This is a genomic window from Frigoribacterium sp. R86507 (assembly GCF_044597695.1).
Taxonomy (GTDB): Bacteria; Actinomycetota; Actinomycetes; order Actinomycetales; family Microbacteriaceae; genus Frigoribacterium.
In genome coordinates, this window is record NZ_CP139002.1 from 1,000,834 (window position 1) to 1,025,010 (window position 24,177).

At 71.8% G+C, this 24,177-nt stretch carries 23 protein-coding genes and 1 tRNA gene; 11 read left to right on the forward strand and 13 right to left on the reverse strand.

Annotated features, from left to right (window positions below; genetic code table 11):
- Window positions 1–43 precede the first annotated feature (43 nt).
- Entirely contained in the window at window positions 44–280 is a 237-nt protein-coding gene (locus SJY14_RS04865) for a hypothetical protein (RefSeq protein WP_043597179.1), read from the forward strand.
- On the opposite strand, the gene SJY14_RS04870 is transcribed toward SJY14_RS04865, so the two are convergent.
- Entirely contained in the window at window positions 273–1,520 is a 1,248-nt protein-coding gene (locus SJY14_RS04870; RefSeq protein ID WP_396599944.1) for an MFS transporter, read from the reverse strand. The two genes, SJY14_RS04865 and SJY14_RS04870, sit on opposite strands and share 8 nt — an antisense overlap.
- An 86-nt stretch (window positions 1,521–1,606) precedes the next feature.
- On the opposite strand from SJY14_RS04870, the gene SJY14_RS04875 reads away from it, so the two are divergent.
- Window positions 1,607–2,305: a TetR/AcrR family transcriptional regulator gene (locus tag SJY14_RS04875; RefSeq protein WP_396599945.1), complete on the forward strand. Its 699-nt coding sequence runs from the start codon at window positions 1,607–1,609 to the stop codon at window positions 2,303–2,305.
- Between the two features lie 53 nt (window positions 2,306–2,358).
- Here SJY14_RS04875 and SJY14_RS04880 read toward each other — a convergent pair whose 3' ends face one another.
- A complete protein-coding gene (locus SJY14_RS04880; protein ID WP_396599946.1) occupies window positions 2,359–3,213 on the reverse strand; it encodes an ABC transporter permease in 855 nt (284 codons plus the stop codon).
- A complete protein-coding gene (locus SJY14_RS04885; RefSeq protein ID WP_396599947.1) occupies window positions 3,210–4,259 on the reverse strand; it encodes an ATP-binding cassette domain-containing protein in 1,050 nt (349 codons plus the stop codon). Before SJY14_RS04885 ends, SJY14_RS04880 begins: the two co-directional genes overlap by 4 nt.
- Window positions 4,260–4,464: 205 nt before the next feature.
- Between SJY14_RS04885 and SJY14_RS04890 the strand changes: the two genes are divergently transcribed.
- A complete protein-coding gene (locus SJY14_RS04890; RefSeq protein WP_396599948.1) occupies window positions 4,465–7,965 on the forward strand; it encodes a bifunctional proline dehydrogenase/L-glutamate gamma-semialdehyde dehydrogenase in 3,501 nt (1,166 codons plus the stop codon).
- A 141-nt stretch (window positions 7,966–8,106) separates the two neighbouring features.
- On the opposite strand, the gene SJY14_RS04895 is transcribed toward SJY14_RS04890, so the two are convergent.
- The 4 genes from SJY14_RS04895 to SJY14_RS04910 form a co-directional block, all read right to left on the reverse strand.
- Complete coding sequence (locus tag SJY14_RS04895) at window positions 8,107–9,090, reverse strand: NAD-dependent epimerase/dehydratase family protein (protein ID WP_396599949.1); 984 nt, start codon at window positions 9,088–9,090, stop codon at window positions 8,107–8,109.
- Window positions 9,087–11,843 carry an alpha/beta fold hydrolase gene (locus SJY14_RS04900; protein ID WP_396599950.1) on the reverse strand — a complete coding sequence of 919 codons (2,757 nt, stop codon included), beginning with the start codon at window positions 11,841–11,843 and terminating at the stop codon, window positions 9,087–9,089. Before SJY14_RS04900 ends, SJY14_RS04895 begins: the two co-directional genes overlap by 4 nt.
- Window positions 11,840–12,862, reverse strand: coding sequence for a 3-oxoacyl-ACP synthase III (locus SJY14_RS04905; RefSeq protein ID WP_071256414.1), 1,023 nt, complete (start codon window positions 12,860–12,862; stop codon window positions 11,840–11,842). The genes SJY14_RS04900 and SJY14_RS04905 overlap by 4 nt, the downstream gene beginning before the upstream one ends.
- A 183-nt stretch (window positions 12,863–13,045) precedes the next feature.
- Complete coding sequence (locus SJY14_RS04910) at window positions 13,046–13,327, reverse strand: hypothetical protein (RefSeq protein ID WP_396599951.1); 282 nt, start codon at window positions 13,325–13,327, stop codon at window positions 13,046–13,048.
- Window positions 13,328–13,391: 64 nt separating this feature from the next.
- On the opposite strand from SJY14_RS04910, the gene SJY14_RS04915 reads away from it, so the two are divergent.
- The gene (locus SJY14_RS04915; protein WP_396599952.1) at window positions 13,392–13,637 is read left to right on the forward strand and encodes a hypothetical protein; all 246 of its coding nucleotides are present in this window, start codon (window positions 13,392–13,394) and stop codon (window positions 13,635–13,637) included.
- A gap of 31 nt (window positions 13,638–13,668) precedes the next feature.
- Here the strand turns inward: SJY14_RS04915 and SJY14_RS04920 are convergent, their stop codons facing one another.
- Window positions 13,669–14,607: an FUSC family protein gene (locus SJY14_RS04920; RefSeq protein ID WP_396599953.1), complete on the reverse strand. Its 939-nt coding sequence runs from the start codon at window positions 14,605–14,607 to the stop codon at window positions 13,669–13,671.
- Between the two features lie 242 nt (window positions 14,608–14,849).
- Here SJY14_RS04920 and SJY14_RS04925 point away from each other — a divergent pair, with 242 nt between their 5' ends.
- Window positions 14,850–15,347, forward strand: a complete 498-nt coding sequence (locus SJY14_RS04925; protein WP_396599954.1) for a MarR family winged helix-turn-helix transcriptional regulator — start codon at window positions 14,850–14,852, stop codon at window positions 15,345–15,347.
- A 31-nt stretch (window positions 15,348–15,378) separates the two neighbouring features.
- Here SJY14_RS04925 and SJY14_RS04930 read toward each other — a convergent pair.
- A tRNA-Thr gene (locus tag SJY14_RS04930) sits at window positions 15,379–15,450 on the reverse strand.
- Between the two features lie 203 nt (window positions 15,451–15,653).
- Here SJY14_RS04930 and SJY14_RS04935 point away from each other — a divergent pair.
- Entirely contained in the window at window positions 15,654–15,836 is a 183-nt protein-coding gene (locus SJY14_RS04935) for a hypothetical protein (RefSeq protein ID WP_071256417.1), read from the forward strand.
- Between the two features lie 31 nt (window positions 15,837–15,867).
- Here the strand turns inward: SJY14_RS04935 and SJY14_RS04940 are convergent, their stop codons facing one another.
- Together SJY14_RS04940 and msrB are read right to left on the reverse strand one after the other, a co-directional pair.
- Window positions 15,868–16,413: a nitroreductase family protein gene (locus SJY14_RS04940; RefSeq protein ID WP_043593534.1), complete on the reverse strand. Its 546-nt coding sequence runs from the start codon at window positions 16,411–16,413 to the stop codon at window positions 15,868–15,870.
- Complete coding sequence (msrB, locus tag SJY14_RS04945; protein ID WP_043593533.1) at window positions 16,413–16,814, reverse strand: peptide-methionine (R)-S-oxide reductase MsrB; 402 nt, start codon at window positions 16,812–16,814, stop codon at window positions 16,413–16,415. The genes SJY14_RS04940 and msrB overlap by 1 nt, the downstream gene beginning before the upstream one ends.
- A gap of 91 nt (window positions 16,815–16,905) precedes the next feature.
- Between msrB and SJY14_RS04950 the strand changes: the two genes are divergently transcribed.
- The 5 genes from SJY14_RS04950 to groL all read left to right on the forward strand — a co-directional run bounded on the left by SJY14_RS04950 (window position 16,906) and on the right by groL (window position 21,226).
- Complete coding sequence (locus SJY14_RS04950) at window positions 16,906–17,880, forward strand: DUF2332 family protein (protein ID WP_396599955.1); 975 nt, start codon at window positions 16,906–16,908, stop codon at window positions 17,878–17,880.
- A 139-nt stretch (window positions 17,881–18,019) separates the two neighbouring features.
- Complete coding sequence (locus tag SJY14_RS04955) at window positions 18,020–18,307, forward strand: DUF3263 domain-containing protein (protein WP_396599956.1); 288 nt, start codon at window positions 18,020–18,022, stop codon at window positions 18,305–18,307.
- A gap of 17 nt (window positions 18,308–18,324) precedes the next feature.
- Window positions 18,325–18,897 carry a LytR C-terminal domain-containing protein gene (locus SJY14_RS04960; protein ID WP_396599957.1) on the forward strand — a complete coding sequence of 191 codons (573 nt, stop codon included), beginning with the start codon at window positions 18,325–18,327 and terminating at the stop codon, window positions 18,895–18,897.
- Between the two features lie 306 nt (window positions 18,898–19,203).
- Window positions 19,204–19,407 (forward strand): cold-shock protein, encoded by a 204-nt coding sequence (locus tag SJY14_RS04965; RefSeq protein ID WP_043593527.1) that lies wholly within the window; start codon window positions 19,204–19,206, stop codon window positions 19,405–19,407.
- A 199-nt stretch (window positions 19,408–19,606) separates the two neighbouring features.
- Complete coding sequence (gene groL, locus SJY14_RS04970; protein ID WP_043593524.1) at window positions 19,607–21,226, forward strand: chaperonin GroEL; 1,620 nt, start codon at window positions 19,607–19,609, stop codon at window positions 21,224–21,226.
- A gap of 334 nt (window positions 21,227–21,560) precedes the next feature.
- Here the strand turns inward: groL and SJY14_RS04975 are convergent, their stop codons facing one another.
- On the reverse strand, window positions 21,561–23,321 hold the full coding sequence (locus tag SJY14_RS04975) for a cell wall metabolism sensor histidine kinase WalK (RefSeq protein ID WP_071256426.1): 1,761 nt from the start codon (window positions 23,319–23,321) through the stop codon (window positions 21,561–21,563).
- 117 nt (window positions 23,322–23,438) lie between these two features.
- Window positions 23,439–24,131, reverse strand: a complete 693-nt coding sequence (locus SJY14_RS04980) for a response regulator transcription factor (RefSeq protein WP_054146826.1) — start codon at window positions 24,129–24,131, stop codon at window positions 23,439–23,441.
- Window positions 24,132–24,177: the final 46 nt, after the last annotated feature.

The following is a 24,177-nucleotide window of genomic DNA, read 5'->3' on the forward strand; positions in this document are numbered from 1 at the left end:
CAGCACCCCACCCACCACCGCCCCACCCCACGAGGAGAACACCATGGCCGACCTGAACGACGTGCGCTGGAACGACGAAGCCCGCGACAAGATCCTGACCGACGCCGACAACGTGCTGCGCGACGCCGTCCGCGACGCCGCCGCCGCCCACTCGGGCGAGTCGTGGGAGGAGTCCTTCAAGGCGATCAACGACGCCGTCAAGGACCGCTTCATCGACTACGAGCCCGGCCCGGACGTCCGCAAGTACGCCGAGGCGATCGAGCGCGGCGACTTCAGCTGACCCGCGCCTCCTGGCCGGCGTCGACCCGTCGCACCCGTGAGCTGAGCGACACGGCCACCGCGACGGCGACCACGAGGCCGGCCAGGACGGCGAGCGTCGCCGGCGTGCCGACGAGTTCGGTGAGCGGTCCGACGACGACCTCGCCGACGGGCACGCCGGCCAAGGAGGCCAACGTCAGGCACGAGAAGACGCGACCCAGGTAGGCCCCCGGCACCTGCCGTTGGACGACCACGTCGAGCGGCACCGTGAAGACCTCGAGCCCGACGCTGGCGGCGAAGAGGCCGAGGCTGATCCAGAAGAACCAGTGCAGCGGGTCGAACACGACCGGGTCGGTGCCGTAGGCGAACGACAGCAACACGAGCGGCAGGGCGAGCGCCGCGGCTCCGAGGCAGGCCGCCCAGAGCCGGAGCCGTCCGCGTAGCGCACCGGCCCAGTACGCCCCGACGATCAGGCCGAGGGTCTGCAGGGCCCCCGCGAACCCCCAGAGCAGGCGACCGAACGACTGGTCGGCCACGAGCGGGCCCACCACCTGGACCCCGCCGGCGAAGGCGAACTGGAACGTGAACGCCAGCGCCGCGGTGGCGACCAGCCAGCGCGTGCGCCAGACGAAGCCGAGCCCGCTGCCGAGGTCCTCGAGCACCGACGTCCCTCCGGAGGCGCGGGCGCCGTCCCGAGGCAGCACCACGAACACGACTGCCGCGACCGCGAAGACGACCGCCCCGACGGCCAGGGCCACGCCCGACCCGGCGGTCGCGACCACGGCGCCGCCCACCGCCGTGCCGATCACCAATCCGACGTTCATGCCGACGCGGCTGAGCACCGTCGCGTCCCGGAGGCGGTCGTCGGGCACGGTCTCGCGCAGCAGGGCGCTCGTCGCGGGGCCGAAGAAGGCGGCCGCGGCGCCGTTCACCGCGCCGACCGCCGCGAGGGTGGGCAACGTCTCGGTCTGCGTCAGCATGAGGGTGGCCGCCACGACGAGCGACGCCGCCGACAGCCACGACGAGGCCATCGCGACGGTGCGCTTGGAGAACCGGTCCGCGAGGGCCCCGCCGACCAGCACCAGGGCGATGTTGGGCACCGACCGCGCGACGACCACGAGCCCGAGGTCGACGGCGTCGGCCCCCAGGTCGATGGCCGCGAAGACGATGGCGAGGGGCGCGAAGCCGCTGCCCACCCACGAGAACAGGCGCCCGACCCAGAGGGCCCGGAAGGCAGGCGTTCTCAGCAGCGACCACGGCACCGCTGAACTCTATGCCGACGCACCGTGTGCGGACGCCTCGTCCTGAGGCGTCGTCATCCGCGCGGGGACGACCTAGGCTGGCCCCGATGGACGCCCCCGCCTCCGAGCCCGACACGACCCGCGCCGACGTCACCGACGTCCCGCCGGTCGGCGTGGTGCGCGAACCCGGTCGGTACCGCAAGGGCATCGCCAAGCGCGAGGCGATCCTCGACGCCGCCCTGCCGGTGTTCGGCAAGGTCGGGTTCCACGGCGCCACCCTGCGCGAGATCGCGCGCCGGTGCGGCGTCTCGCACCAGTCGCTGATGCACTACTTCCCGACGAAGGACGAGCTGCTGATGGCCGTGCTCCGTCGGCGCGACGAACGACTGCGACGCCACTTCGACGACGACGGGGGCATGAGGGTCGACGAGCTCGTCGCGCTCGCCGAGTACAACGTCGACGTGCCCGTCGTCATCTCGCTGTTCATCACGGCGTCGGCCGAGGCCACCTCACCCGACCACCCGGCGCACCAGTACTACGCCGACTACTACGAGCGCATCGTCTCGTCGACCTCGGCTTACCTCGGGCTCGCGCAGGCTCGCGGCTGGTTGCGCGACGGCTACACCGCCGAGTCGGCCGCCCGCGTCGTGCTCGCCGTCCAGGACGGGCTGCAGCTGCAGTGGTTGTACGAGCGCGACGCCGTGGACGTCCCCGCCCTGATGCGCCTCGTGATCGGGAGCGTCCTCACGGTGCCGACGAGCGAACTCGACGCCGCCGTGCGCGAGGCGGCTGGGCACACGGGCTGACCCGCGCCTCCTCGGTGGACGCTCGGTGGCCGGTGGCCGGTGGCCGGCGCCCGCTACTTCGCGCTGATGCGCTGGAACTTGCGGATGCACAGCGGCACGAAGACCACGAGCATCACAGCGATGCCGAGCAGGACGGTGGCGTAGGGGTGCTGCATCGTCCAGATGTCGGGCACCGGGGTGGCGCCCAGGTTGCCGAACGAGGTGCGGGCCGCCTGGACGAGCGACGACACCGGGTTCCACTCGGCGAAGACGCGGAGCGCCGTGGGCAGCGTGTCGCTCGGCACGAACGCGTTCGAGACGAACGTCAACGGGAACAGGATCATGAACGACGCGTTGTTGATCGTCTCGGGCGTCTTGACGCTCATGCCGAGCAGGGCCATCACCCAGCTGAACGAGTAGCTGAACAGCAGCAGCAGGGCGACCCCGCCCACGAATGATGCCGGTGACGCGTTCACCCGCCAGCCGACCGCGAGGCCGGTGAGCATCATGATGACCATCGAGATCGTGTTGAGCGCAAGGTCGCTGTTCGTGCGACCGATCAGCACGGCCGACGGGCTCATCGGCAGGGTGCGGAACCGGTCGATGATGCCCTCTTTCAGGTCTTGGGCCATCGCGGCACCCGAGAAGGTCGAGCCGAAGACCACGGTCTGCGCGAAGATGCCCGCCATCAGGAACTGCGTGTAGTCGGTGCCCTGGACGGCGATGGCGCCGCCGTAGACCTGGCTGAAGAGCAGGACGAACATGATCGGCTGCAGCACGGCGAAGATGAGCATGTCGGGCGAGCGCTTGACCTTGATCAGGTTGCGCTTGGTGACGGTCCAGCCGTCCGAGGCCCAGGTGCCGACGCCCGTGTCGGTCGACGGGACGAGCGTCTGCGCGAGGGCGGAGGGGGTTCCGATGGTGGTCATGCCCGTGTCTCTCTCTTCTTCGCACCGCGCCGACCGCGACCCCGACCGCCGGTCGGGTCGTCGTCGGGGGAGTCGTGGTCGTCTGCCGCGTGGTCGTCTGCCGCGCGGTGGCCGGTGAGCTGCAGGAAGACGTCGTCGAGGGTGGGGCGTCGCATGCCGGCGTCGTGCAGCTCGATGCCGGCCGCACCGAGGTCGGCGAGCGTCCGTTGCAGGGCGGTCGGGCCGTCGGTGACCGCGACCTCGAGTTGACGGCCGTCGGCCCCGACGGCCGGCTCGGAGTCGCCGTGGCGCCGGAGCACCTCGACCGCCTGGTCGGCCCGCGCCTCGTCGACGAGGGCGACGACGAGCCGGTGCCCGCCGACCTGGGCCTTGAGCTGGTCGGCCGTGCCCTCGGCGATGACGGCCCCGCCGTCGATGACCGAGATGTCGTCGGCCAGCCGGTCGGCCTCCTCGAGGTACTGGGTGGTCAGCAGCACCGTCGTGCCACCGTCGACGAGCCCGGTGATGATGTCCCACAGCGCGAGGCGGCTGCGCGGGTCGAGGCCCGTCGTCGGCTCGTCGAGGAACAGCACGCGGGGGTTCGTCACGAGCGCCCCGGCGAGGTCGATGCGTCGTCGCATGCCGCCCGAGAAGCCCTTGACCGGGCGGTCGCCCGCGGCGGCCAGGTCGAAGACGTCGATCAGCTCGCGGGCACGGTCTCGACTGACGCGGCTGCCCAGGTGGTACAGCCGCCCGATCATGTCGAGGTTCTCGAAGCCGGTGAGGTTCTCGTCGACCGCGGCGTACTGCCCCGAGACGCCGATCGAGCGGCGCACGGCCTGGGCGTCGGCGACGACGTCGAGCCCGGCGATCGTGGCCGTGCCGGAGTCCGGCCGTTCGAGCGTGGTGAGCATCTTGACGCCCGTCGTCTTGCCCGCGCCGTTCGGCCCGAGCAGCGCCTTGACGGTGCCCTCGGGCACGATCAGGTCGAGCCCGGTCAGGGCGTGGACCGGGCCCGACTTCGACCGGTAGGTCTTCGTGAGGCCGCGTGCCTCGATCATCGCCATGGGTGCTCCCGGTGCGTGGGGCCCGTCCATCCGCAGACGGGTCGGTCTTGGCGGCCGCTGTGCACCGCCTGAACGCGCCCAAGGTAGCGCTGTCCGGCCTCCGCCGCCAGTGCCGATCGGCCCCCTGTGGAGAAGGAGGCGCGGCGCACGTTACGGTCTCGTGTCAAACCTTGCCAGGTGGCAAGTTCCGCCCTACATTCATCCCATGACCACCATCGACGAGACGGCGGGGCCGTCCACCGCTGAACAGCTCCTGCCCGTCGGCATCGGCGACGACGCCGTCGCCCTCGCCCGCCGCTGGGCGCACGAGGCGTCCGGCGCCCCGAGCACCGGCTCGGCCCATCTGCTGGCCCAGGTCCTCAAGGACGAGTCCGGACTCGCCTTCACGATCGGCTTCGTCGACCGGGTCGTCCGCCCCGAAGACCTCGGCGTCGCCGCCCGCAACCTTTCGACCCTGGCCAAGCAGGCACCGGCCTTCCTGCCGTGGCACATGCGCTCCGCCGTGCGCCTCGGCGGCGTCATGGCGCCCGTGCTGCCGGGCGTGGTCGTGCCGATCGCCCGTCGCGTCCTGCGCGGCATGGTCGGCCACCTCGTCGCCGACGCCCGCCCCGCCAAGCTCGGTGCCGCGATCGCGAACATCAAGAAAGACAGGACGCGGCTGAACCTCAACCTGCTCGGCGAGGCCGTACTCGGCGACGCCGAGGCCGAGCACCGCCTCGCCGGCACCCGGGCGCTGCTCGCCCGCGACGACGTCGACTACGTCTCGATCAAGGTCTCGTCCATCGTCAGCCAGCTCTCGATGTGGGCCTTCGACGAGACCGTCGAGCGCGTCGTCGAGAAGCTCACCCCCCTGTACGAGCTCGCCGCCCGGTCGCCGAAGCCGAAGTTCATCAACCTCGACATGGAGGAGTACCGCGACCTCGACCTGACGATCGCCGTCTTCACGCGCCTCCTCGACCAGCCGCAGCTGAAGGGCCTCGAGGCCGGCATCGTCCTGCAGACCTACCTGCCCGACGCCCTGGGCGCCCTGCAGCACCTCACCACGTGGGCGACCGAGCGGGTCGACGCCGGCGGGGCCGCGATCAAGGTGCGCATCGTCAAGGGGGCGAACCTCGCGATGGAGACCGTCGACGCGACCGTGCACGAGTGGCCGCTCGCGACCTACGGCACCAAGCAGGACAGCGACACGAACTACAAGCGCGTGCTCACCTGGGCCTTCACGCCCGAGCGCACCCGTTCCGTCCGGGTCGGCGTCGCCGGCCACAACCTGTTCGACATCGCCTTCGCCCACCTGCTGGCCGAGGCCCGTGGCGTGAGCGACCGGGTCGAGTTCGAGATGCTGCTCGGCATGGCCGAGGGACAGGCCGAACTGGTCAAGGCCGACGTCGGGGGTCTGCTGCTCTACACGCCCGTCGTGCACCCCCGTGAGTTCGACGTCGCCATCAGCTACCTGATCCGCCGCCTCGAAGAGAACGCCTCGAGCGAGAACTTCATGTCCGCCGTCTTCGAGCTCGCCTCGAACGAGGCCATGTTCGAGCGCGAGAAGGGCCGGTTCCTCGCCTCGCTCGCCGAGGTCGACGGCGACACCCCGGCGCCGCACCGCGTGCAGAGCCGCCTCGACGCAGCTCAGGCGTTGCAGCCCCGAGAGGCCGGCAGCGGCTTCGACAACGAGCCCGACACCGACCCCGCCCTGGCCGACAACCGCGCCTGGGGTCGCGAGATCGCCGCCCGCTCGGCCGACTCGCGCCTGGGCGTCGAGCTGATCGAGTCCGCCCGGGTGACCGACGAGGCCACCCTCGACGCGATCGTCGCCGAGGCCGTCGCGGCGTCCGCCGACTGGGCGGCTCGCGGAGGCGCGGGTCGGGCCGCGGTCCTGCGCGAGGCCGCGGCCACGCTGTCGGCGCGCCGTGCCGACCTGATGGAGGTCGCCGCGAGCGAGACCGGCAAGACCGTCGCCGAGGGCGACGTCGAGGTCAGCGAGGCCATCGACTTCGCCAACTGGTACGCCCACCTCGCCGAAGAACTCGACCGGGTCGACGGCGCGACGTTCGTCCCCGAGCGACTCACCCTCATCACGCCGCCCTGGAACTTCCCGCTGGCGATCCCGGCCGGCTCGACCCTCGCCGCGCTCGCCGCGGGCAGCAGCGTCGTGATCAAGCCGGCCGGTCAGGCCAAGCGCAGCGGTGCCGTGATGGTCCAGGCCCTCTGGGACGCCGGCGTGCCCCGCGAGGTGCTCAAGCTGGTCGACGTGGACGAGGGCGACCTCGGTCGTCACCTCGTGTCGCACCCGTCGGTCGACCGCGTCATCCTCACCGGCGCCTTCGAGACGGCCGCGCTGTTCACCAGCTGGCGCACCGACCTGCCCCTGCTCGCCGAGACCAGCGGCAAGAACGCCATCATCGTCACCCCGAGCGCCGACCTCGACCTGGCCGCGTCCGACGTCATCAAGTCGGCGTTCGGCCACGCGGGCCAGAAGTGCTCGGCGGCGAGCCTGGTGATCCTCGTCGGCTCGGTCGCCACCTCCGAGCGCTTCCGCCGCCAGCTCGTCGACGCCGCGTCGACCCTGCGCGTCGGCCTGCCCTCCGACCCCACGACGCAGATGGGCCCGATCGTCGAGCCGGCCCACGGCAAGCTCGAGCGGGCCCTCACCACCCTCGGCACGGGCGAGAGCTGGCTGGTCGAGCCGAAGCGACTCGACGACACCGGACGCCTCTGGTCGCCCGGCGTGCGCGCCGGCGTCGCCGCGGGCAGCGAGTTCCACCTCACCGAGTACTTCGGCCCGGTGCTCGGCATCATGACGGCGAAGACCCTCGACGAGGCGATCGAGCTGCAGAACGCGACCGACTACGGCCTGACCGCGGGCCTGCACACCCTCGACCCCGCCGAGCTGTCCACCTGGCTCGACCGCGTCGAGGCGGGCAACCTCTACGTCAACCGCGGCATCACCGGGGCGATCGTGCGGCGACAGCCGTTCGGCGGCTGGAAGAAGTCCTCGGTCGGCGCCGGCGCCAAAGCGGGTGGACCGAACTACCTCGTGCACCTCGGCTCGTGGCAGCCGACGACGCTGACCGAACCGCAGGAGGCGCGCCCGGGTCGTGAGGCCCTGGCCGCCCTCGAGGCCGCGTCGCCGTTGCTCGGGGCGTCGGCTGCGTCGGCCTCCGATGACCTGCGGGCCGCCGCCGCCAGCGACGAGCACTTCTGGACGACCGAGTTCGGCGTCGCCCGTGACGTCAGCGACCTCGGCCTCGAGCGCGACCTGCTGCGCTACCGCCCGCTGCCCGTCACCATCCGCGCCGCCGACGGGGCCGCCCCGGCCGACGTGGTCCGCGTGCTGCTCGCCGGCCTGCGCTCGGGTGCGCCGCTCACGGTGTCGTCGTCGGTCGAGCTGCCCGGCGCCCTCGTCCGGGCGCTCGGCCTCGCGGCCTCCGACGTCGTGCACGAGGACGACGCCGCCTGGCACGGCCGGGTGCGTGCGGGGCGCCTGTCGACCGAGCGCGTGCGGTTGGTGACGGACGCGGGCGACGTGACCGGCGCCTCCTCGGCCCTAGCGGACGCCCTGGGCGGCGACCCGTCGGTGGCCGTGTTCGCGGCTGCCGTCATGCCGACCGGGCGCCTCGAGCTGCTACCGTTCCTGCGCGAGCAGGCCGTCGCGATCACAGCGCACCGCTTCGGCAACCCCGACGCGTGGAGCGCCTCCGTCATCTGACCCTGCCGGCGCACGCAGACGTCCGAACCCGCCGACCCCCTCGGGAGTCGGCGGGTTCGCGTCATTCGTGGCGGGTGATCGTCGACCTGCCGGGCACGACGGGAACCCGCCGATTCGAGGGTGGTCCGGGGTGGCCGCCGCTCAGACGGCGGGCTGCCCGGCGGCGTACCAGGCGGCGAGCCGGCGCAGACCCTCGTCGACGCTCACCGCGGGCGTCCAGCGGAGGTCGTGCTGCGTGCGCCGCTGGTCGAACCAGTGCGCGGTGGACAGCTGCTCGGCGAGGAACCTCGTCATGGGTGGTTCGTCGGTGCCCGGTCGCACGGCCCAGACGCGCTCGACCAGTGAACCCGCGGCACGGGCGACCCCGGCCGGCACCCGCAGCCGAGGGGCGGGCACCCCGGCGGCCGCGCAGATCCCGGCCATCAGGTCGGCGACGGTGCGGGGCTCGCCGTTGGTGATCACGTACGACTTGCCGCTGACCTCGTCCACGCGCTCGAGGGCCGCGGCGATGCCGGACGCCGCGTTGTCCACGTAGGTGGAATCGATCAGGGCGGCGCCGTGATCGAGCAGCGGCAGGCGCCCGGAGCGGGCACGGTCGACGATGCGCTCGACGAGTTGGGTGTCGCCCGGGCCCCAGACGAGGTGCGGGCGGACGGCCACGACGCGCAGGTCGGCGTCGGCCGCCCCGAGGGCGACGCGCTCGGCCGCGGCCTTGGTGCGGGCGTAGTCCCCGCGGGCATGGCCGGGCGAGGCGGGCAGGGCGTCGTCGCCGACGATCGACGATCCGGCGTGCGCCACGGACGGCGACGAGACGAAGACCAGCCGCGACACCGAGGAGGCGCGCATCGCCTCGACGAGGGAGCGCGTGCCCCCGACGTTGACGGCCTCGAACTCGGCGGCGTCACCCGTGAGCGACACCTTCGCGGCGAGGTGGACGACGGCGTCCTGGTCGCGGACGGCGGCGGCGACGGCTCGCGGGTTCGTCATCGACCCGAGCACGTCGCGGGCGTCGGCCACGCCCGAGGCCCGACGTTGGAAGGTGGTGACCTCGTGCCCGGCATCGGCGACGGCCCGGGCGACGGCGCCGCCGAGCAGGCCGCTCGCCCCGGTGACCAGCACCCTCACGGGCGGCGCATCCGACCGCCGGAGAGCACCGACGTCGCCCACGCGGCGAGGCCGGTGCGGTCGATCTTGCTGTTGTGTCGCACGTCGGTCGGCAGCTGCGGCACGACGAGCACCGCGGCCACGGGCCGACCCGACGCCGACTTCACGGCCGAGCGGACCGAGGCCGCCAGGGCCGCGGACGCCAGCCCCGGGTGACGAGCCGGGGGGATGGTCTCGGCCACGACGACGACCTGCTGCGTGCCGGCCGGGCCGATGCCGACGACGGCGGCGCGGGCGATGCCGGCCCGCGCCTCCACGGCCTGTTCGGACGCGACCGGCGTCAGTACGCCGGTCTCCGTCGTGATCACGTGGGGCAGACGGCCCTCGACCCAGAGTCGACCCTGCGCGTCGAGGTGCCCGACGTCACCGGTGCGGTGCCAGCGGGTCTCGGCGGTCGAGCCCAGGCGGCTGATGCGGTGCGTCAGCCAGAGACGGTCGTAGTGGTCCTCGACGTGGGGCGCCGAGACGACGATCTCGCCGGTCACGCCCGCGTCGTCGGTGAACGCCGAGGAGGCGCGGCCCGCGTCGTCGAGCGGAGCGATCCGCACCGTCGTGGTCGCGCCGGGCAGCCCGACGCAGACACCGCCGGCGTCTGGCGCGCCCGCGGCGACGGCGGCCGACCGGTCGGCCGCCGCGGAGCGCACGCCCTCGAGCGTGACGTCGGTCATCAGCAGGCCCTCGGTCATGCCGTAGGGCGTGTGGGGCGTCGCGTTCGGCATGAGGTCGCCGGCCGCGGCCAACAGCGTCTCGGAGACGGGCGCACCCGCCGACAGGAACGTCTCGACGCCGGCCAGGGCGCGGTGGTCGGCGGCGTCGAGCTCGTCCGACGTCGCGACGACGTTGGTGAGCGCGGCGGGGGAGAGGAACACCACGGTGGCGTCCACCGCCGACGTGGCGGCCGCGACGGCACGGGCGGTGAGGGTGCGCGGCTTCGTGACGTCCATGTCGGGCGTGACGCTCGTCGCCCCGAGGGCGGGGCCGAGCAGGGCGAACGGGGCGAAGCCGGCCACCAGGCCGGTGCCCGGACCGACGCCGTACTGCGCGGCCAGGGCGTCGCGCAGGGCGGTCAGCTGGCCGTGCCGGTAGACGACGCCCTTCGCGGGGCCGGTCGAGCCCGAGGTGAACAGGATCGCGGCCTCGGCGTCGGCCGTGGGGGCGTCGGACAGTTCGGCGAGGGCGCCGTGGGCGCGGCGGCCGAGGGCGGCGATCTCGGGCAGCGACGCCTCGACGCCGAGCATTCGAGCGGCCACGGGCGACAACGTCGTCGTCGAGATCTTGCGGCCCGGCCAGCCGAGGGCGGTCGCCGCCGTGAGCCCCGGCAGCTGGCCGATCACGTGGTCGGGCCAGGCGCCCCGGACGGCGCGGGTCAGGCCGCGCACGCCGAGCCCGGCGTCGGCCACGACGACGACGGCACCGAGACGGACGCAGGCGTAGAGCACGGCGGTCAGGTCGGCACCGGGCTGCACGAGCAGCGAGACGCGGTCGCCGGGACGCACGCCGTGCCGGCGCAGACCGAGGGCGATCTCGTGGACGCGACGGGCGAGCAGGCTCCAGCTGACCGAACGCGGGCCGTCGGCACCCGCGGGGGCCATCTCGACGAGCGCGGTGGCCTCGCTGTCGGCCAGGGAGTCGAGGTACGACCAGAGCGGGCGGTCCTGCGGGGAGGCGACCCGCGCCTCCTCGGCGGCGACGGCGGCGGCTCCGGCCGGGGCGTCGACGGCTGCTGCGCCGTCGGGCAGCCGGTCGCCTAGCCAGGTGAGCACGGCCCCGGCGTAGTCGACGTCCTCGGCGACGAGGTGGCCGGCGCCTTCGAAGCGGTGCACGTCCGCGTGCGGCAGACGGTCGACCAGGTCGTCGAGGTACCGGTCGGAGAAGATCGGGTCGCGCGGGCCCCAGAGCATCAGGGCCGGCACGGTGAGCTCGCGCAGGCCCTCGGCGATGCGGTCGAGCTCTGGGCTGCTGACGTGCTCGGCGTCGACCGGGATGTCGGCCACGAAGCCGCCGATGCCACCGCGGCGGTCGGCCTGGCGGTACGGAGCCCGGAAGCCGTCCTTCACCTGGGGCGAGAGCGGCGGGTGGGCGAGACCGAGGGTCACGTCGAGGAAGCCGGTCGTGCCGACGGTCGCCCGGCCCAGCACGCCGCGGGCCAGGGTGAGGCGCAGGGGAGCCGGGATCTTCTCGCCCTCGGGCTGGTGGATCGCGGTGTTGAGCAGCATGAGCCCGGCGAGCTGGTCGGGGTGGTCGACGGCCCAGCCCATCGAGACGACGCCGCCCCAGTCGTGGCCGAGGGTGACGACGGGCCCGGTGACCTCGAGGGCGTCGGTCAGGTCGCCCAGGTCGGCGACGCGGCGGGCCAGCGTCTGCGGCGAGCCCGTGCGCTCGGAGAAGCCCATGTCGAGCTGGTCGACCGCGACGACGCGCCAGGCGGGCCCCCCGGCGGCGGCCGTCTCGACCGTGCGGGCGACGAGGCGGCGCCAGAGGTACGACCAGGTCGGGTTGCCGTGCACGCAGAGGATGGTGCCGACCGGCTCGGCACCGACGGTGGCCAGCGCCTCGGCGTTGTCGAGGACGTGCCAGGTGCGGGAGGCGCGGTGTGCCCCGAGCCCGTACGGCACGTCGACGAGACGCGACCACGACGGGTCGAGCCCGTCGAGACCCGCGGGGGGACGTGACGCCGGCGCCGTGGCGGAGGCGGACCGCGGGAGCCGACTCACCAGGCGAGTTCCATCATCGCGGTGTTGATGCCCGAGCCGACGCCCATCAGCAGCACGCGGTCGCCCTTGCTGAGGGTCTTGCTCTCTTCGACCAGGGTGATCGGGATCGACGCCGGGCCGACGTTGCCGAGGGTCGGGTAGGTGAGCGGGACGAGCTTCTTGTCGATGCCGGCGGCCTTGACGAAGGCGCCGGTGTGCACGTCGCTGACCTGGTGCATGATGTAGCGGTCCATGCGCTGCCAGTTCCAGTCGCGCTTGGCTTCTTTCCAGGCCGAGACGACGAGTTCCATGCCGCGCTTGAGCAGGGCCTTGGCATCGGTGAACATGCCGTCGACGCTGCCGACGCACAGGTCGTAGTTCTCGGTGGCGGCACGGGTGACGCCGCCGACGATGCGGTGGCCCTCGGGGTGCAGGTCTGCACGGCCGATCACGGCGGCGGCGGCCCCCGAGCCGAGGGTGAGGCTGGCGAACTCGCTCATGAAGTCGTCGCGGCCGTAGCCCTTGGTGAGCAGACGGTCGATCGTGTTGACCTGGACGTCGTCGGCGTCCTCGCCGTCGATGATGACGGCGTAGTCGATCTGGCCGGCGTCGATCAGCTGCGCGGCGAGGGTCATGCCGTTGACGAAGCCGAGGCAGGCGTTGGCGATGTCGAAGTTGGTCGCCGACGAGGGCAGGCCGAGGCCGTGGTGCAGGCGGACCGCGACCGAGGGCTCGAGGTGGGGGCGCGTGACCGACGTGTTGATCAGCAGGCCGACCTGGTCGGGGCGGATGCCGGCCTCGGCCATCGCGCGTTTGCCCGCGTCGATCGCCGCCGAGTCGAAGCTCTGCCCGGTGCTCCAGTTGCGGCGCTCGTACACGCCGGCGACGCGCTGCAGCAGACCCGTCGGCAGCTTGAGGCGCTTGAGCACGGGGGCGAGCTTCTCGTCGATGCTCTCGGAGGTGGTGACCCGGTCGGCCATGGTGCTGGTGACCGACAGCAACGCGACGTTGCTGTGCCGGGTCGTAGCGTTTCCGTTCAACGGAACTCCCTGTCGAGTTGTGGCGGGGTGGGGCTGCACGCGCGCGCGGGGTCGCGAGCGGAGCCGAACGTCGTGGGCACCGGTTCGGTGCATCCGCCAGCTTACGGCGACGGACGCTGGGTGGTTGCCAGGTTGACGGGGCACGTCCATGCCCTGAACGGCATGTGACCGGGGGTTCCGGCGTCAGGCCTCGGGGTCGCGCGGCAGCCGGACGATGCGGCGCCGGTCGTCACGCGTCCACCAGACGAGGTCGGCCACGGCCCAGGTGATGGCACTCAGGCCGGCAGCCAGGACGATCACGGTGACGACGGTGACGTGGCCTCTGCCGACCGTCAGGGCGGCGACGATGCTCGCGATCACGACGAGCGCGCAGAACGTCGTGACGAGGGGCAGGGCGATGCCGCCGCGCTTGGTGAGCAGCCAGTTCGGCACGTCGGGGTCGACGTGGACGTCGCGTCGTCGCACGGTGCCTCCTCGGCGGATCGGGGTCCCGGCGATCGTAGCCCGCGCACCTTGTACCCTCGGGTGCATGAGCGACCTGCGGCGACCCTGGTTCACCCTGACGAAGACGGGCGCCGTGGTGCCCGCCGTGTTCGAGGTGCTGATCGGCCTGTTCGGCCTCGTCGTGCAGGTGCTCAACATCGCCTCGGGGGTGCCGGTCCAGGCGCTGACCGTGATCATCCTGGTCGTGGCCGTGCTGCTGGTCGCGCAGGGCGTCGCCGACCTGGTCTGGTGGAGCAAGGACGGCCGTCGGGCGAGGGCGCGCCAGGTCTGACCGCAGCGTGGGTGCCGTCCCGGCCACCCGTTCAGACGGTCGCCTCCGGGCGGGGCCGCCGCAGTCGGTGCGTCGCGAGCAGCACGACGACCACCACGCCCACCCCGATGGCGGTGTCGGCCGTGCGGGCCGCCACGAGGGCGCCCACGTCGACGGGTGCGCCGCCGAGTGCCCGCATGCCGAGCGCCATGGGCGTGATGAACACGAGCGCCAACCCGTAGTTGCGGACGATCAGCAGCTCGGTCGCGAACTGCAGCACGCCGAAGGCGACGATCAGGGCCGCGACCCCGGGCTGCCAGGCCAGCAGCAGGGCGGCGAGGCCGACCCCGACGAGGGTGCCGAGGAGGCGGTGGCCGGCCCGCACGAGCTGGCCCGCCGTCGCGGTCCCCACCACGGGCACCACGGCCGACACCATCGCCCAGTACGGACTCTGCACGCCGAGACCGAGGCTGATCAGCCCGGCCGCGATCGAGGCCACCAGGCAGACGGCGGCGTGGACGACCGTCCGTCGGCCGTCCAGGGGGCGGGGGCCGCGCCTCCATCGGCGTCCGTCGACGGTGGCGAGCGCGCGGCGGCCGGCGGGCAGCAGCACGTCCGCGACCGACGCGAGCAGGGCGAGCGCGAGGCTCGCCGGGGCGACGACCGCGGCCACCGCGACGGTCGACGCGGTCGCGGGGACGAACGCCGAGACGCCGAGGCCGAAGACGAAGAAGAGCGGGCCGGGCGGGCTCCAGCGGCGCAGGTCGGAGACGGCGGACGTGAGGCCGGCGACGAGACCGATCGTGACGACGAGCACCCAGACCGGGGCCGACGAGGCGGCCAGCGCGGTGCCCAGCACCACGCAGGCGACGAGGACGAGCCCGGCCTCGAGCTGCATCTCGAGCCGCTGGAAGCGGGGCAGCCCTCGGCCGAACGCCGAGGCGAAGGCCCCGAAGACGGCGTAGGGCGTCCACTCCACGTGCCCGATCATGGCGAGCACGACCATCGGCACGAGCACCGCGACGGCGACGCGGGCTGCGGGGCGGTGTGCCCCGTCGTGAGGGCCGAAGCGGACCAGGTCGCGCGGGTGCGGCAGCAGGCGGTGGGTGGGGGTCGTAGTCGTGATGGAGCGGTCCTCTGGTCGACGCGGCGTGGGCGCTCGTCGTCGAACTGCTTCACGGGTGAATGATCTCTCTACTACTTTACTCGTGAACCATCGGTAGGCTCAAGAGCATGACCGATCCCGGGCCCCGCGACGTGATGGACGACGTCCACGACCGGTGGCGCGAGTTGCGGCCCGACCTCGACGTCTCGGCCATCCCGGTCATCGGCAGGGTGAACCGGCTCGCCCGCATCGTGCAGCGGCGCAGCGACGACCTGCTCGCCGAGTTCGGCCTGGGGCGGGCGGACTTCGACCTGCTGGCGGCCCTGACCCGACGAGACGCCCCGATGAGTCCGACACAACTGGCCGACGAGACGCTCCTGTCGCCGCCGGCCGTCACGAAGCGCGTCAAGGGATTGCTCGCGGCAGGCCTCGTCGATCGCTCGGCTAACCCTGCCGACCACCGTGGCTACTTCGTCGCACCGACCGCCGCCGGGCGTCACCTGATCGACCGCGTGCTCCAGGTGCAGCTCGCCGATGAGCGGGCGATGCTCGCCGCCCTGCCCGAGGAGGCGCGCGCGGCCGTCGCGGACGGCCTGCGTCACCTGCTCGTCGCCCTCGAGGGCTGAGCCGCCCTCGTCAGAAGAAGTGCTTCGTCGGAGCCGCCTGTCGGATTCGAACCGACGACCTGAGCTTTACAAGAGCACTGCGCTACCACTGCGCCAAGGCGGCATTTCTTTTCGTCGGACCAATGTACAGGATGCCGATCGCCCGTCGGAATGGTCGACGTCCGGGCCGGGCATCGACGCGCGGCGGGCGATCACACGAACCGTCCCGACATGCGGTCGGTGCAGGATTGGCGCTCCGAGGCCGGGAAGTGGTGAAGTAGACGGAGCGCACCGCGCCCGCCAGAAGCACCGACCTGAGGAGCCCCCTTGTCCACGATCTTGACCGCGATCGGTTCGCTCGCCCTGCTCTTCGTCAGCTTCGCCCTGTTCGCCTACTCGTTCGGCTCCGGCGAACCCAACGCCTTCGTCTTCTTCGGGGGCATCGTCCTGATGACCGGCTCGTTCTGGCTGCCCATCACGGTGATCGGCAACAGCCACAAGACCTGGTGACCGGGTCGGTGCCCGCAGGGGCACCGACCGACTACGGCGTGCTGACGAACTGCTCGGGGTCGAGCAACTTGCGCGGCTTGGCGTCGTCGCCGTCACGACCGCCGACGTAGAGCCAGCCCAGCAGCTGTTCTCCGTCGCGCAGGCCGTGCGCCGTCGCCACCTCGGGGGCCCGGGTCAGGACGCCGGTACGCCAGAAGACGCCCCAGCCCTCGTCGTCGAGCACGAGCGACAGCAGGTGCGCCACACCCGAAGCGACCGATTCTTGCTCCCAGTAGGGCACCTTGCGGCTCTCGCGCGGTGAGACGACCACCGCGACGATCAGGGGAGCGCGCAGCGCCTTCTGCGTCAGCTTGTCGCGGGCGTGGCCCTCGGCCCCGCCCGCGTCGGCCAGCGAGCGGCCCACGACGAGCCGGTCGTCGCCTCGGAACTCGATCAGCCGCCAGGGGCGCAGCTCGGAGTGGTCCGCCACCGTCGCCGCCGATCGCACGGCGTCGAGCAGCTGCTCGTGCGTCGGGGCGACGTCGGTGACCTTCGACCGTGACCGTCGACGCCGGGCGGCGTCGGCGACGGCGCTCACTACTCGGCGGCCTTGAAGTCGAGCGAGATGCTGTTCATGCAGTACCGGTCGCCGGTCGGCGTGCCGAAGCCGTCGGGGAACACGTGGCCCAGGTGCGAGCCGCAGTTCGCGCACCGGACCTCGGTGCGGGTCATGCCGAGCGAGTTGTCCTCGATCAGCTGCACCGCGTCCGGGTTCACCGACTCGTAGAAGCTCGGCCAGCCGCAACCGCTGTCGAACTTGGTGCCGCTCTTGAACAGTTCGGCGCTGCACGCCGCACACGCGTAGACGCCGGCACGGCTCTCGTCGAGCAGCTCACCGGTCCAGGGGCGCTCGGTGGCGGCCTCCCGCAGGACGGAGTACTGCTCGGCGTCGAGCTCTTCGCGCCACTGCTCGTCGGTCTTCTCGATCTTGTACGCCACGATGATCTCCTTGCTTGTCGGGACTCCTCATTCAACACGGTCGACCGGTGGACGATTCCCCGGCCCCCACCGGGCTGTCAGACTCCTGGTCGTGAGCACCTCCGACCGCTTCCTGGCCGCGGCCCTCGCCTTCGACCGCGAGAGGTCGCCGTCGCAGGCCGAGCTCGCGCGGGGCATCGCGGGCGACCCGGCGGCGCTCGCCGTCGTCGACCGGGCCGAGGAGGCGCGGCGCCAGCCCGTCCTCGTCCTCGCGGTCTGCCGGTGGCTGGGTGCACCGCACGGGTCCTGGTCGGTGCTGAGGCCCTGGCTGCTCGCCCGCTCCGACGACGTCGTGGCCGAGCTCGGTCGGCGACTCACCCAGACCAACGACGTGCGCCGCTGCGCCCCGCTGTCGATCGCGCTGGACCGCGTGCCGGGCCCGATCGCCCTCATCGAGGTCGGCGCCTCGGCCGGCCTCTGCCTCGGTGTCGACCGCTACGGCTACCGATCGGGCGACCGGACCTGGGGTGACACGTCGAGCACGGTGCAGCTCGGGATCGACATCGTCGTCGAGGGGGTGACCCGGTTTCGGGCCGAGCTGCCGACGGGACGGCTGCCCGAGGTCGTCTGGCGGGCGGGCATCGACCTCGACCCCGTCGACGTCCTCGACCCCGAGCAGGTGGCCTGGCTCGAGACCCTACTGCCGCCCGAGCGAGGTGACCGGCGGGACCTGCTACGGCGGGCCGTCGCGCTCGCCCGCACCGCGCCTCCTCGGCTCGTCGCGGCGGACGCCGTCGACGGTCTCGCCGCCGTCGTGGACGAGGCCCCGACGGGCGCCACGCCGGTCGTCGTCTCGACGGGCACGCTCGTCTACCTGCCGGGTCGGCGGCGCCAGGCCTTCGTCGACGAGGTCGGCCGGCTGGGTGCGCGGTGGATCTCGTACGAGCGGCGCGACCTGCTGACGGACGTGGTCGCCGAGGTGCCACCCGGGGTGTCTCCCGACGACGCGTTCGCGGCCCTCGCCCTCGACGGCCGGGTGCTGGGCGTGGGGGACGCCCACGGCACGCGGCTGCACCTCAGGGCCTGACCGCGAGTCGGCTCCCCGCACCGGGCGACCGGCGGTGCCCCGGGCGGGTGGGCGCGTTGTCGGACCACGCCCTCGGCCTCCGCGATCGGTCGGGGCGCCGCCCATAGGATGACCCGGAACCCAGGGGAGGGCCGCCACGATGGACGAGGACGCGACAGGTGACGACGTGCGCTCGAGCGTGCTGTCCGAACGCGACCGCGCCGTCCTCGACTTCGAGCAGCGTGCCCCCGCCTCGGCCGGCGCCCGGGAGGCCGCGATCCGTCGCGAGTTCGGCCTCGGGGTCGTCCGTTACCAGCAGTTGCTCAACTCGCTCATAGACCGACCCGCTGCACTGGCGTACGCACCCATGCTCGTCGGCCGCCTGCAGCGCCTGCGAGTCGCCCGCCGCGACGCCCGATCGACTCGTTCGTTCGGTCCGACCCGCTGACCCACGAGAGACCACGCATGCCGAAATTCGACCGAGACCGGTTCGACGACGTCCCCGCCGACCTCGACCGTGTCGGGGCCCACCGGGCCGAGAAGCGCCCCGGCAGCGGCTGGATCGGCTTCGCCTGGGCGGCCCTCGCCGTCGGCGTGCTCGTCGGTGCCGGCGTCGTCTACCTCGGGGTCGCGAACAACAGCTTCCAGTTCGTCAACCCGTCGTCGTCGAGCACCGCCGAAGCCGAGGCGCCCGACACCGAGACGGCGACCCCGACGGCCACGCCGACTGTGGCCCCGCTGACGGACCCCTCGCAGGTCGACCCCTCGGTCACCACCATCACCGTCCTGAACGGCACGGCCACCGCCGGGCTCGCCGGTTCGGCCTCCGAGCGGCTCGAGACCGCCGGCTGGGTCGTCGGCACCCAGGGCAACGCCAGCGAGCGCGTCGCGACGTCCACCGTCTACTACTCGGCGGCCGACGACGAGGCCGCGGCGCTCGGGCTCGCCCAGCAGCTCGGCATCACCGACGTCGAGGCGAGCGACGCCTTCCCGGGTGCCGCCGTCACGATCGTCCTCGGGGCCGACTACAGCGCCTGACAGGGCCCTCCCCGCCGGCCCGATCCGAGGAGGCGCGGGTCCCGTCGGGCCCTCACCGCGCCTCCCGTGTTACGCCCGCGTTTAATTACCGGTGAAATCCTCGTTTTCAGCGGGTGTTTCTCGTTCGAGGTGTGTTCTTCCGCTTTTCCCGTGGCTAGCATCTGGAATTGGTCGCCCCCCACGGCTCGCCGACCTGGTGTTCTGCACGAGTGAGGCTGTCCCGTCCGGGCTCGCAGATGACTGCGTCGACGACCCGGCTCTGCAGCACCGCACGCGCCGTACCACCACAGCAAGGGGAGCGACACCATGGCAAACGGGACCGTGAAATGGTTCAACGCGGAGAAGGGCTTCGGCTTCATCACCGTCGAGGGAGACGGCCAGGACGTCTTCGTGCACTACTCCGCGATCGACATGAGCGGGTACAAGGTCCTCGAAGAGGGCCAGGCCGTCGTGTTCGAGGTCGGCACGGGCGACAAGGGGCCGCAGGCGGAGTCCGTCCGGCTCGCCTGAGGCCCGTCGGTGCGCCTCGACGCACCCACTCCCTCGCCGCACGCCGTCACGGTCCGCCGTGGCGGCGTGCTCGTGCGTCCGGGCCCTGCCGCGTCACTTGCACTCTCATCGGGCGAGTGCCAGAATCGTTGCTGGCACTCGCGACACGTGAGTGCCAATGCTTCTGCTTCATGACGTCCGGGAGGGACGAAAAACACACATGGCTAAGATCATTGCTTTTGACGAAGAGGCCCGTCGTGGCCTCGAGCGTGGCCTGAACATCCTGGCCGACGCGGTGAAGGTCACGCTCGGCCCGCGTGGTCGCAACGTCGTGCTCGAAAAGAAGTGGGGCGCCCCCACCATCACGAACGACGGCGTCTCCATCGCCAAAGAGATCGAGCTCGACGACCCCTTCGAGAAGATCGGTGCCGAGCTCGTCAAAGAGGTCGCGAAGAAGACCGACGACGTCGCCGGTGACGGCACGACCACCGCGACGGTGCTGGCCCAGGCCCTCGTCCGCGAAGGTCTGCGCAACGTCGCGGCCGGTGCCGACCCCATCTCGCTGAAACGCGGCATCGAGAAGGCCGCCCAGGCCGTCTCCGACCAGCTGCTCGCCGACGCGAAGGACATCGAGACCAAAGAGCAGATCGCTGCCACGGCCTCGATCTCGGCCGCCGACCCCACCATCGGTGCACTCATCGCCGAAGCGATCGACAAGGTCGGCAAAGAGGGCGTCGTCACCGTCGAAGAGAGCAACACCTTCGGCACCGAGCTCGAGCTCACCGAGGGCATGCGCTTCGACAAGGGCTACCTGTCGCAGTACTTCGTCACCGACCCCGAGCGCCAGGAGGCCGTCTTCGAAGACGCCTACGTGCTCATCGTCAACTCGAAGATCTCGAACATCAAAGACCTGCTGCCGATCGTCGACAAGGTCATCCAGTCGGGCAAGCAGCTGCTCATCATCGCGGAAGACGTCGACGGCGAGGCCCTGGCCACGCTCGTCGTGAACAAGATCCGCGGCATCTTCAAGTCGGTCGCCGTCAAGGCCCCCGGCTTCGGCGACCGTCGCAAGGCGCAGCTGCAGGACATCGCGATCCTCACCGGTGGTCAGGTCATCGCCGAAGAGGTCGGTCTCAAGCTCGAGAACGCGACGCTCGACCTGCTCGGTCGTGCCCGCAAGGTCATCATCACCAAGGACGAGACGACCATCGTCGAGGGTGCCGGTGACGACGAGCAGATCGCCGGCCGCGTCCGTCAGATCCGCAGCGAGATCGAGGCGACCGACAGCGACTACGACCGCGAGAAGCTCCAGGAGCGTCTCGCGAAGCTCGCCGGTGGCGTCGCCGTCATCAAGGCGGGTGCCGCGACCGAGGTCGAGCTGAAAGAGCGCAAGCACCGCATCGAGGACGCCGTGCGCAACGCGAAGGCCGCCGTCGAAGAGGGCATCGTCGCCGGTGGTGGCGTCGCCCTCATCCAGGCCGGCAAGACCGCTCTGGCGAACCTGCAGCTCGAGGGCGACGAGGCGACGGGTGCGAACATCGTCCGCGTCGCGATCGACGCTCCCCTGAAGCAGATCGCCTTCAACGCCGGCATGGAGCCCGGCGTCGTGGCCGACAAGGTCCGCGGGCTCGACATCGGTTGGGGCCTCAACGCCGCGACCGGCGAGTACGTCGACATGCTGGCCGCCGGCATCATCGACCCCGCCAAGGTCACGCGTTCGGCTCTGCAGAACGCCGCGTCGATCGCCGGTCTGTTCCTCACGACCGAGGCCGTCGTCGCCGACAAGCCCGAGAAGAACCCGGCCCCGGCCGGCGACCCCTCGGGTGGCATGGACTTCTAGTCCGCAGCCGCGCGGCTCACACCGCGCACACGCTCAAGGGCGGTTCCCCTCCGGGGGAGCCGCCCTTCGGCGTTGCCGGGGGAGGGACGTGTCCCGCAGTCCGGCCGGCTCCGGACGACGCCACGAAATGCGCACGACGCCAGGAAGTGGGCACGACGCCACGAGAAAACGTGGTGCGGTGTCCACTTCCTGGCGTCGTGGTGCGTGGTGCGTGGTGCGTGGTGCGTGGTGCGTGGTGCGTGGTGCGTGGTGCGGGGCGCGGTGCGGGGTGCGCGGGGCGCGGGGCGCAGGGCGCGCGGCGGCGGGCGCGGGCCGCGGGCCGGGGTCGGCCCGGCTAGGCGGTCGCGGCGGCGGGCTCGGCCGCGGTGACCGCGTCGGCGGGCATCAGCGGCAGGGCGACGCGGAACGTGGCTCCACCCCCGGGGGTGTCGTCGACGTCCACCGAGCCGCCGTGGGCCGCGACGATGCCCGACACGATAGCGAGGCCGAGGCCGCTGCCGCCCGTGTCGCGGGTGCGCGACGAGTCGGCACGCCAGAAGCGCTGGAAGATCTTCTCGCGGATCTGCGGCGGGATGCCCTCGCCGTGGTCGACGATGGCGACGGTGGCCACTCCGCGCCCGGGGTCGGACTGCACCACGAGCTCGATCGGGCTGTCCGGCTCGGTGAACCGCATGGCGTTGCCCATGAGGTTGGTGATGACCTGGCGGATCTTGTTCTCTTCGCCGTGCACGATGGCCGGGGCCTCGAACTTCTGCACCTCGTCCTGGAGCTGGGCGGCGGTGGCCGTGTCGCCGTTGCGGACGGCCCTCGCCCTCAGGCTGCGGAGGCGGGCGAGGGTCGCACCCGCGAACGAGATCGCACCCGTCGCGCCGGGCGAGGCATCCGTGGGCGAGGTGCCTGTGGCCGGGGTGCTCGCGGCCGGTGGCGCGGTCTCGGGGGAGCGTCCGTCGGCCGGTGTCTCGTCGCCGTCGGTCGGAGCCTGCGCCGAGGCGAGGACGGGCTCGAGCACGATCACGTCGATGTCTCGATCGGGGTTGGACGCCATGGTGTCGAGGGCCGAGTCGCGGGCCAGCTGCACGAGGTCGACGGGACCGAGCTCGAGCGGCTTGGACTCGTCGAGACGGGCGAGGGCGAGGAGGTCCTGCACCAGTACGCCCATGCGGATGGCCTCCTTCTCGATGCGGTCCATGGCCTGGGCGACGTCCTCGGGCTTGGTCAGCGCACCCATGCGGTACAGCTCGGCGTAGCCGCGGAGCGAGACGAGCGGCGTCCGGAGTTCGTGGCTCGCGTCGCCGACGAAACGGCGCATCTGGTCGATCGTCCTGGCGCGGTCGTCGAAGGCGCTGTCGATGCGGTTGAGCATCGTGTTCAGGGACCGGTTCAGTCGTCCCACCTCGGTGTTCGGGGTGGTCGAGTCGAGTCGTTGGGTGAAGTCGCCGTCGGCGAAGCGGGCCGCGGTGGCCTCGACGTCGCGCAGCGGTGCGAAGGTCGACGTGACGAGCAGGCGGGTGAGGGCGGCGCCGAGCACGACGACCGAGAGACCGAACCCCAGGAAGATTCCGCCGAAGCGCCCGATGGTGGCGTTCGTGCCCGCCAGGTTCGTGCCGGCCACGATGACGGCCGGCACGGTCGTCACGCCGCCCTGGGCGTCGGTCGAGCGCAGGTTGGCCGCGTGCGCGAAGAGGCGCCACTCGTTGTCACGGGTCGCGTTGTACCGGTTGAAGGCCTCGTCGAGGGGAGCGCCGGCGACACCGACGCCGGAGAGGTCGGGGGCGTCGGTGGCACTCGACAGCTGTGAGCGGGTGTCGCAGATGAGGTCGCCCTCGTCGTCGAGGATCGCGACGTAGCTGCTGGTCAAGCCGGCGAAGTTCACGGTGCACGATCGGGAGTCCGCCTGGTCGAACGAGGCGCTGGTGAAGTTGGTCGCCGAGTTCCGCAGGGATGTGTCGACCTGCCCCATCAGGTAGGTGCTGAGGACGGTCATCGTGCCGAGGCCGGCGACGACGAGGCCGAGGGTGACCAGGGTCACCGTGATGCCGGTGATCTTGGTGCGGATGGAGATCTCGTTCCACCACTGCGAGAGGCGAGCGTGCATGAGGTCAGACGTTATCGGAGACGGCTGGGCACACCCCGCCCGTCACCGCACACACGACGAAGCCCGACCGCTCGGGGCGGTCGGGCTGCGACGGATGGACGGGCCGGAGGTGGTGTGTCAGGCCTTGGAGGCCTTGAGCATGTAGCCGAAGCCGCGCTTGGTCTGGATGATCGGCTCGGTCGAGAACTGGTCGAGCTTGCGACGCAGGTACGAGATGTAGCTCTCGACGATGCCGGCGTCGCCGTTGAAGTCGTACTCCCACACGTGGTCGAGGATCTGGGCCTTCGACAGCACGCGGTTCGGGTTGAGCATGAGGTAGCGCAACAGCTTGAACTCGGTGGGGCTGAGCTCGATGGCCGTCTCGCCGATGGTGACCTCGTGGGTGTCCTGGTCCATCGTGAGCTCGCCGGCACGGATGATGGCATCCTCGTCCTCGTTCATCGTGCGCCGGAGGATCGCCTTGATGCGCGCCACGATCTCGTCGAGGCTGAAGGGCTTGGTGACGTAGTCGTCGCCACCGACGGTGAGGCCCGTGATCTTGTCCTCGGTGTCGTCTTTCGCCGTGAGGAAGAGGATGGGCGACGTGTAGCCCGACGAGCGGAGGCGCTTGGTCACGCCGAACCCGTTCATGTCGGGCAGCATCACGTCGAGAATGATCAGGTCGGGTTCTTCTTCGAGGACCGCCGAGATCGCCTGCGCACCGTTGCCGACCGCACGGACGGCGAAGCCCGCGAAACGCAGGCTGGTGGTCAACAGGTCGCGGATGTTCGGTTCGTCGTCGACGATCAGGATCTTGGGGCCGTCACTCATGCGCCCAAGTATCTGCGCGCCTCCTCGGTGTTTCCTGTGAGCCGGA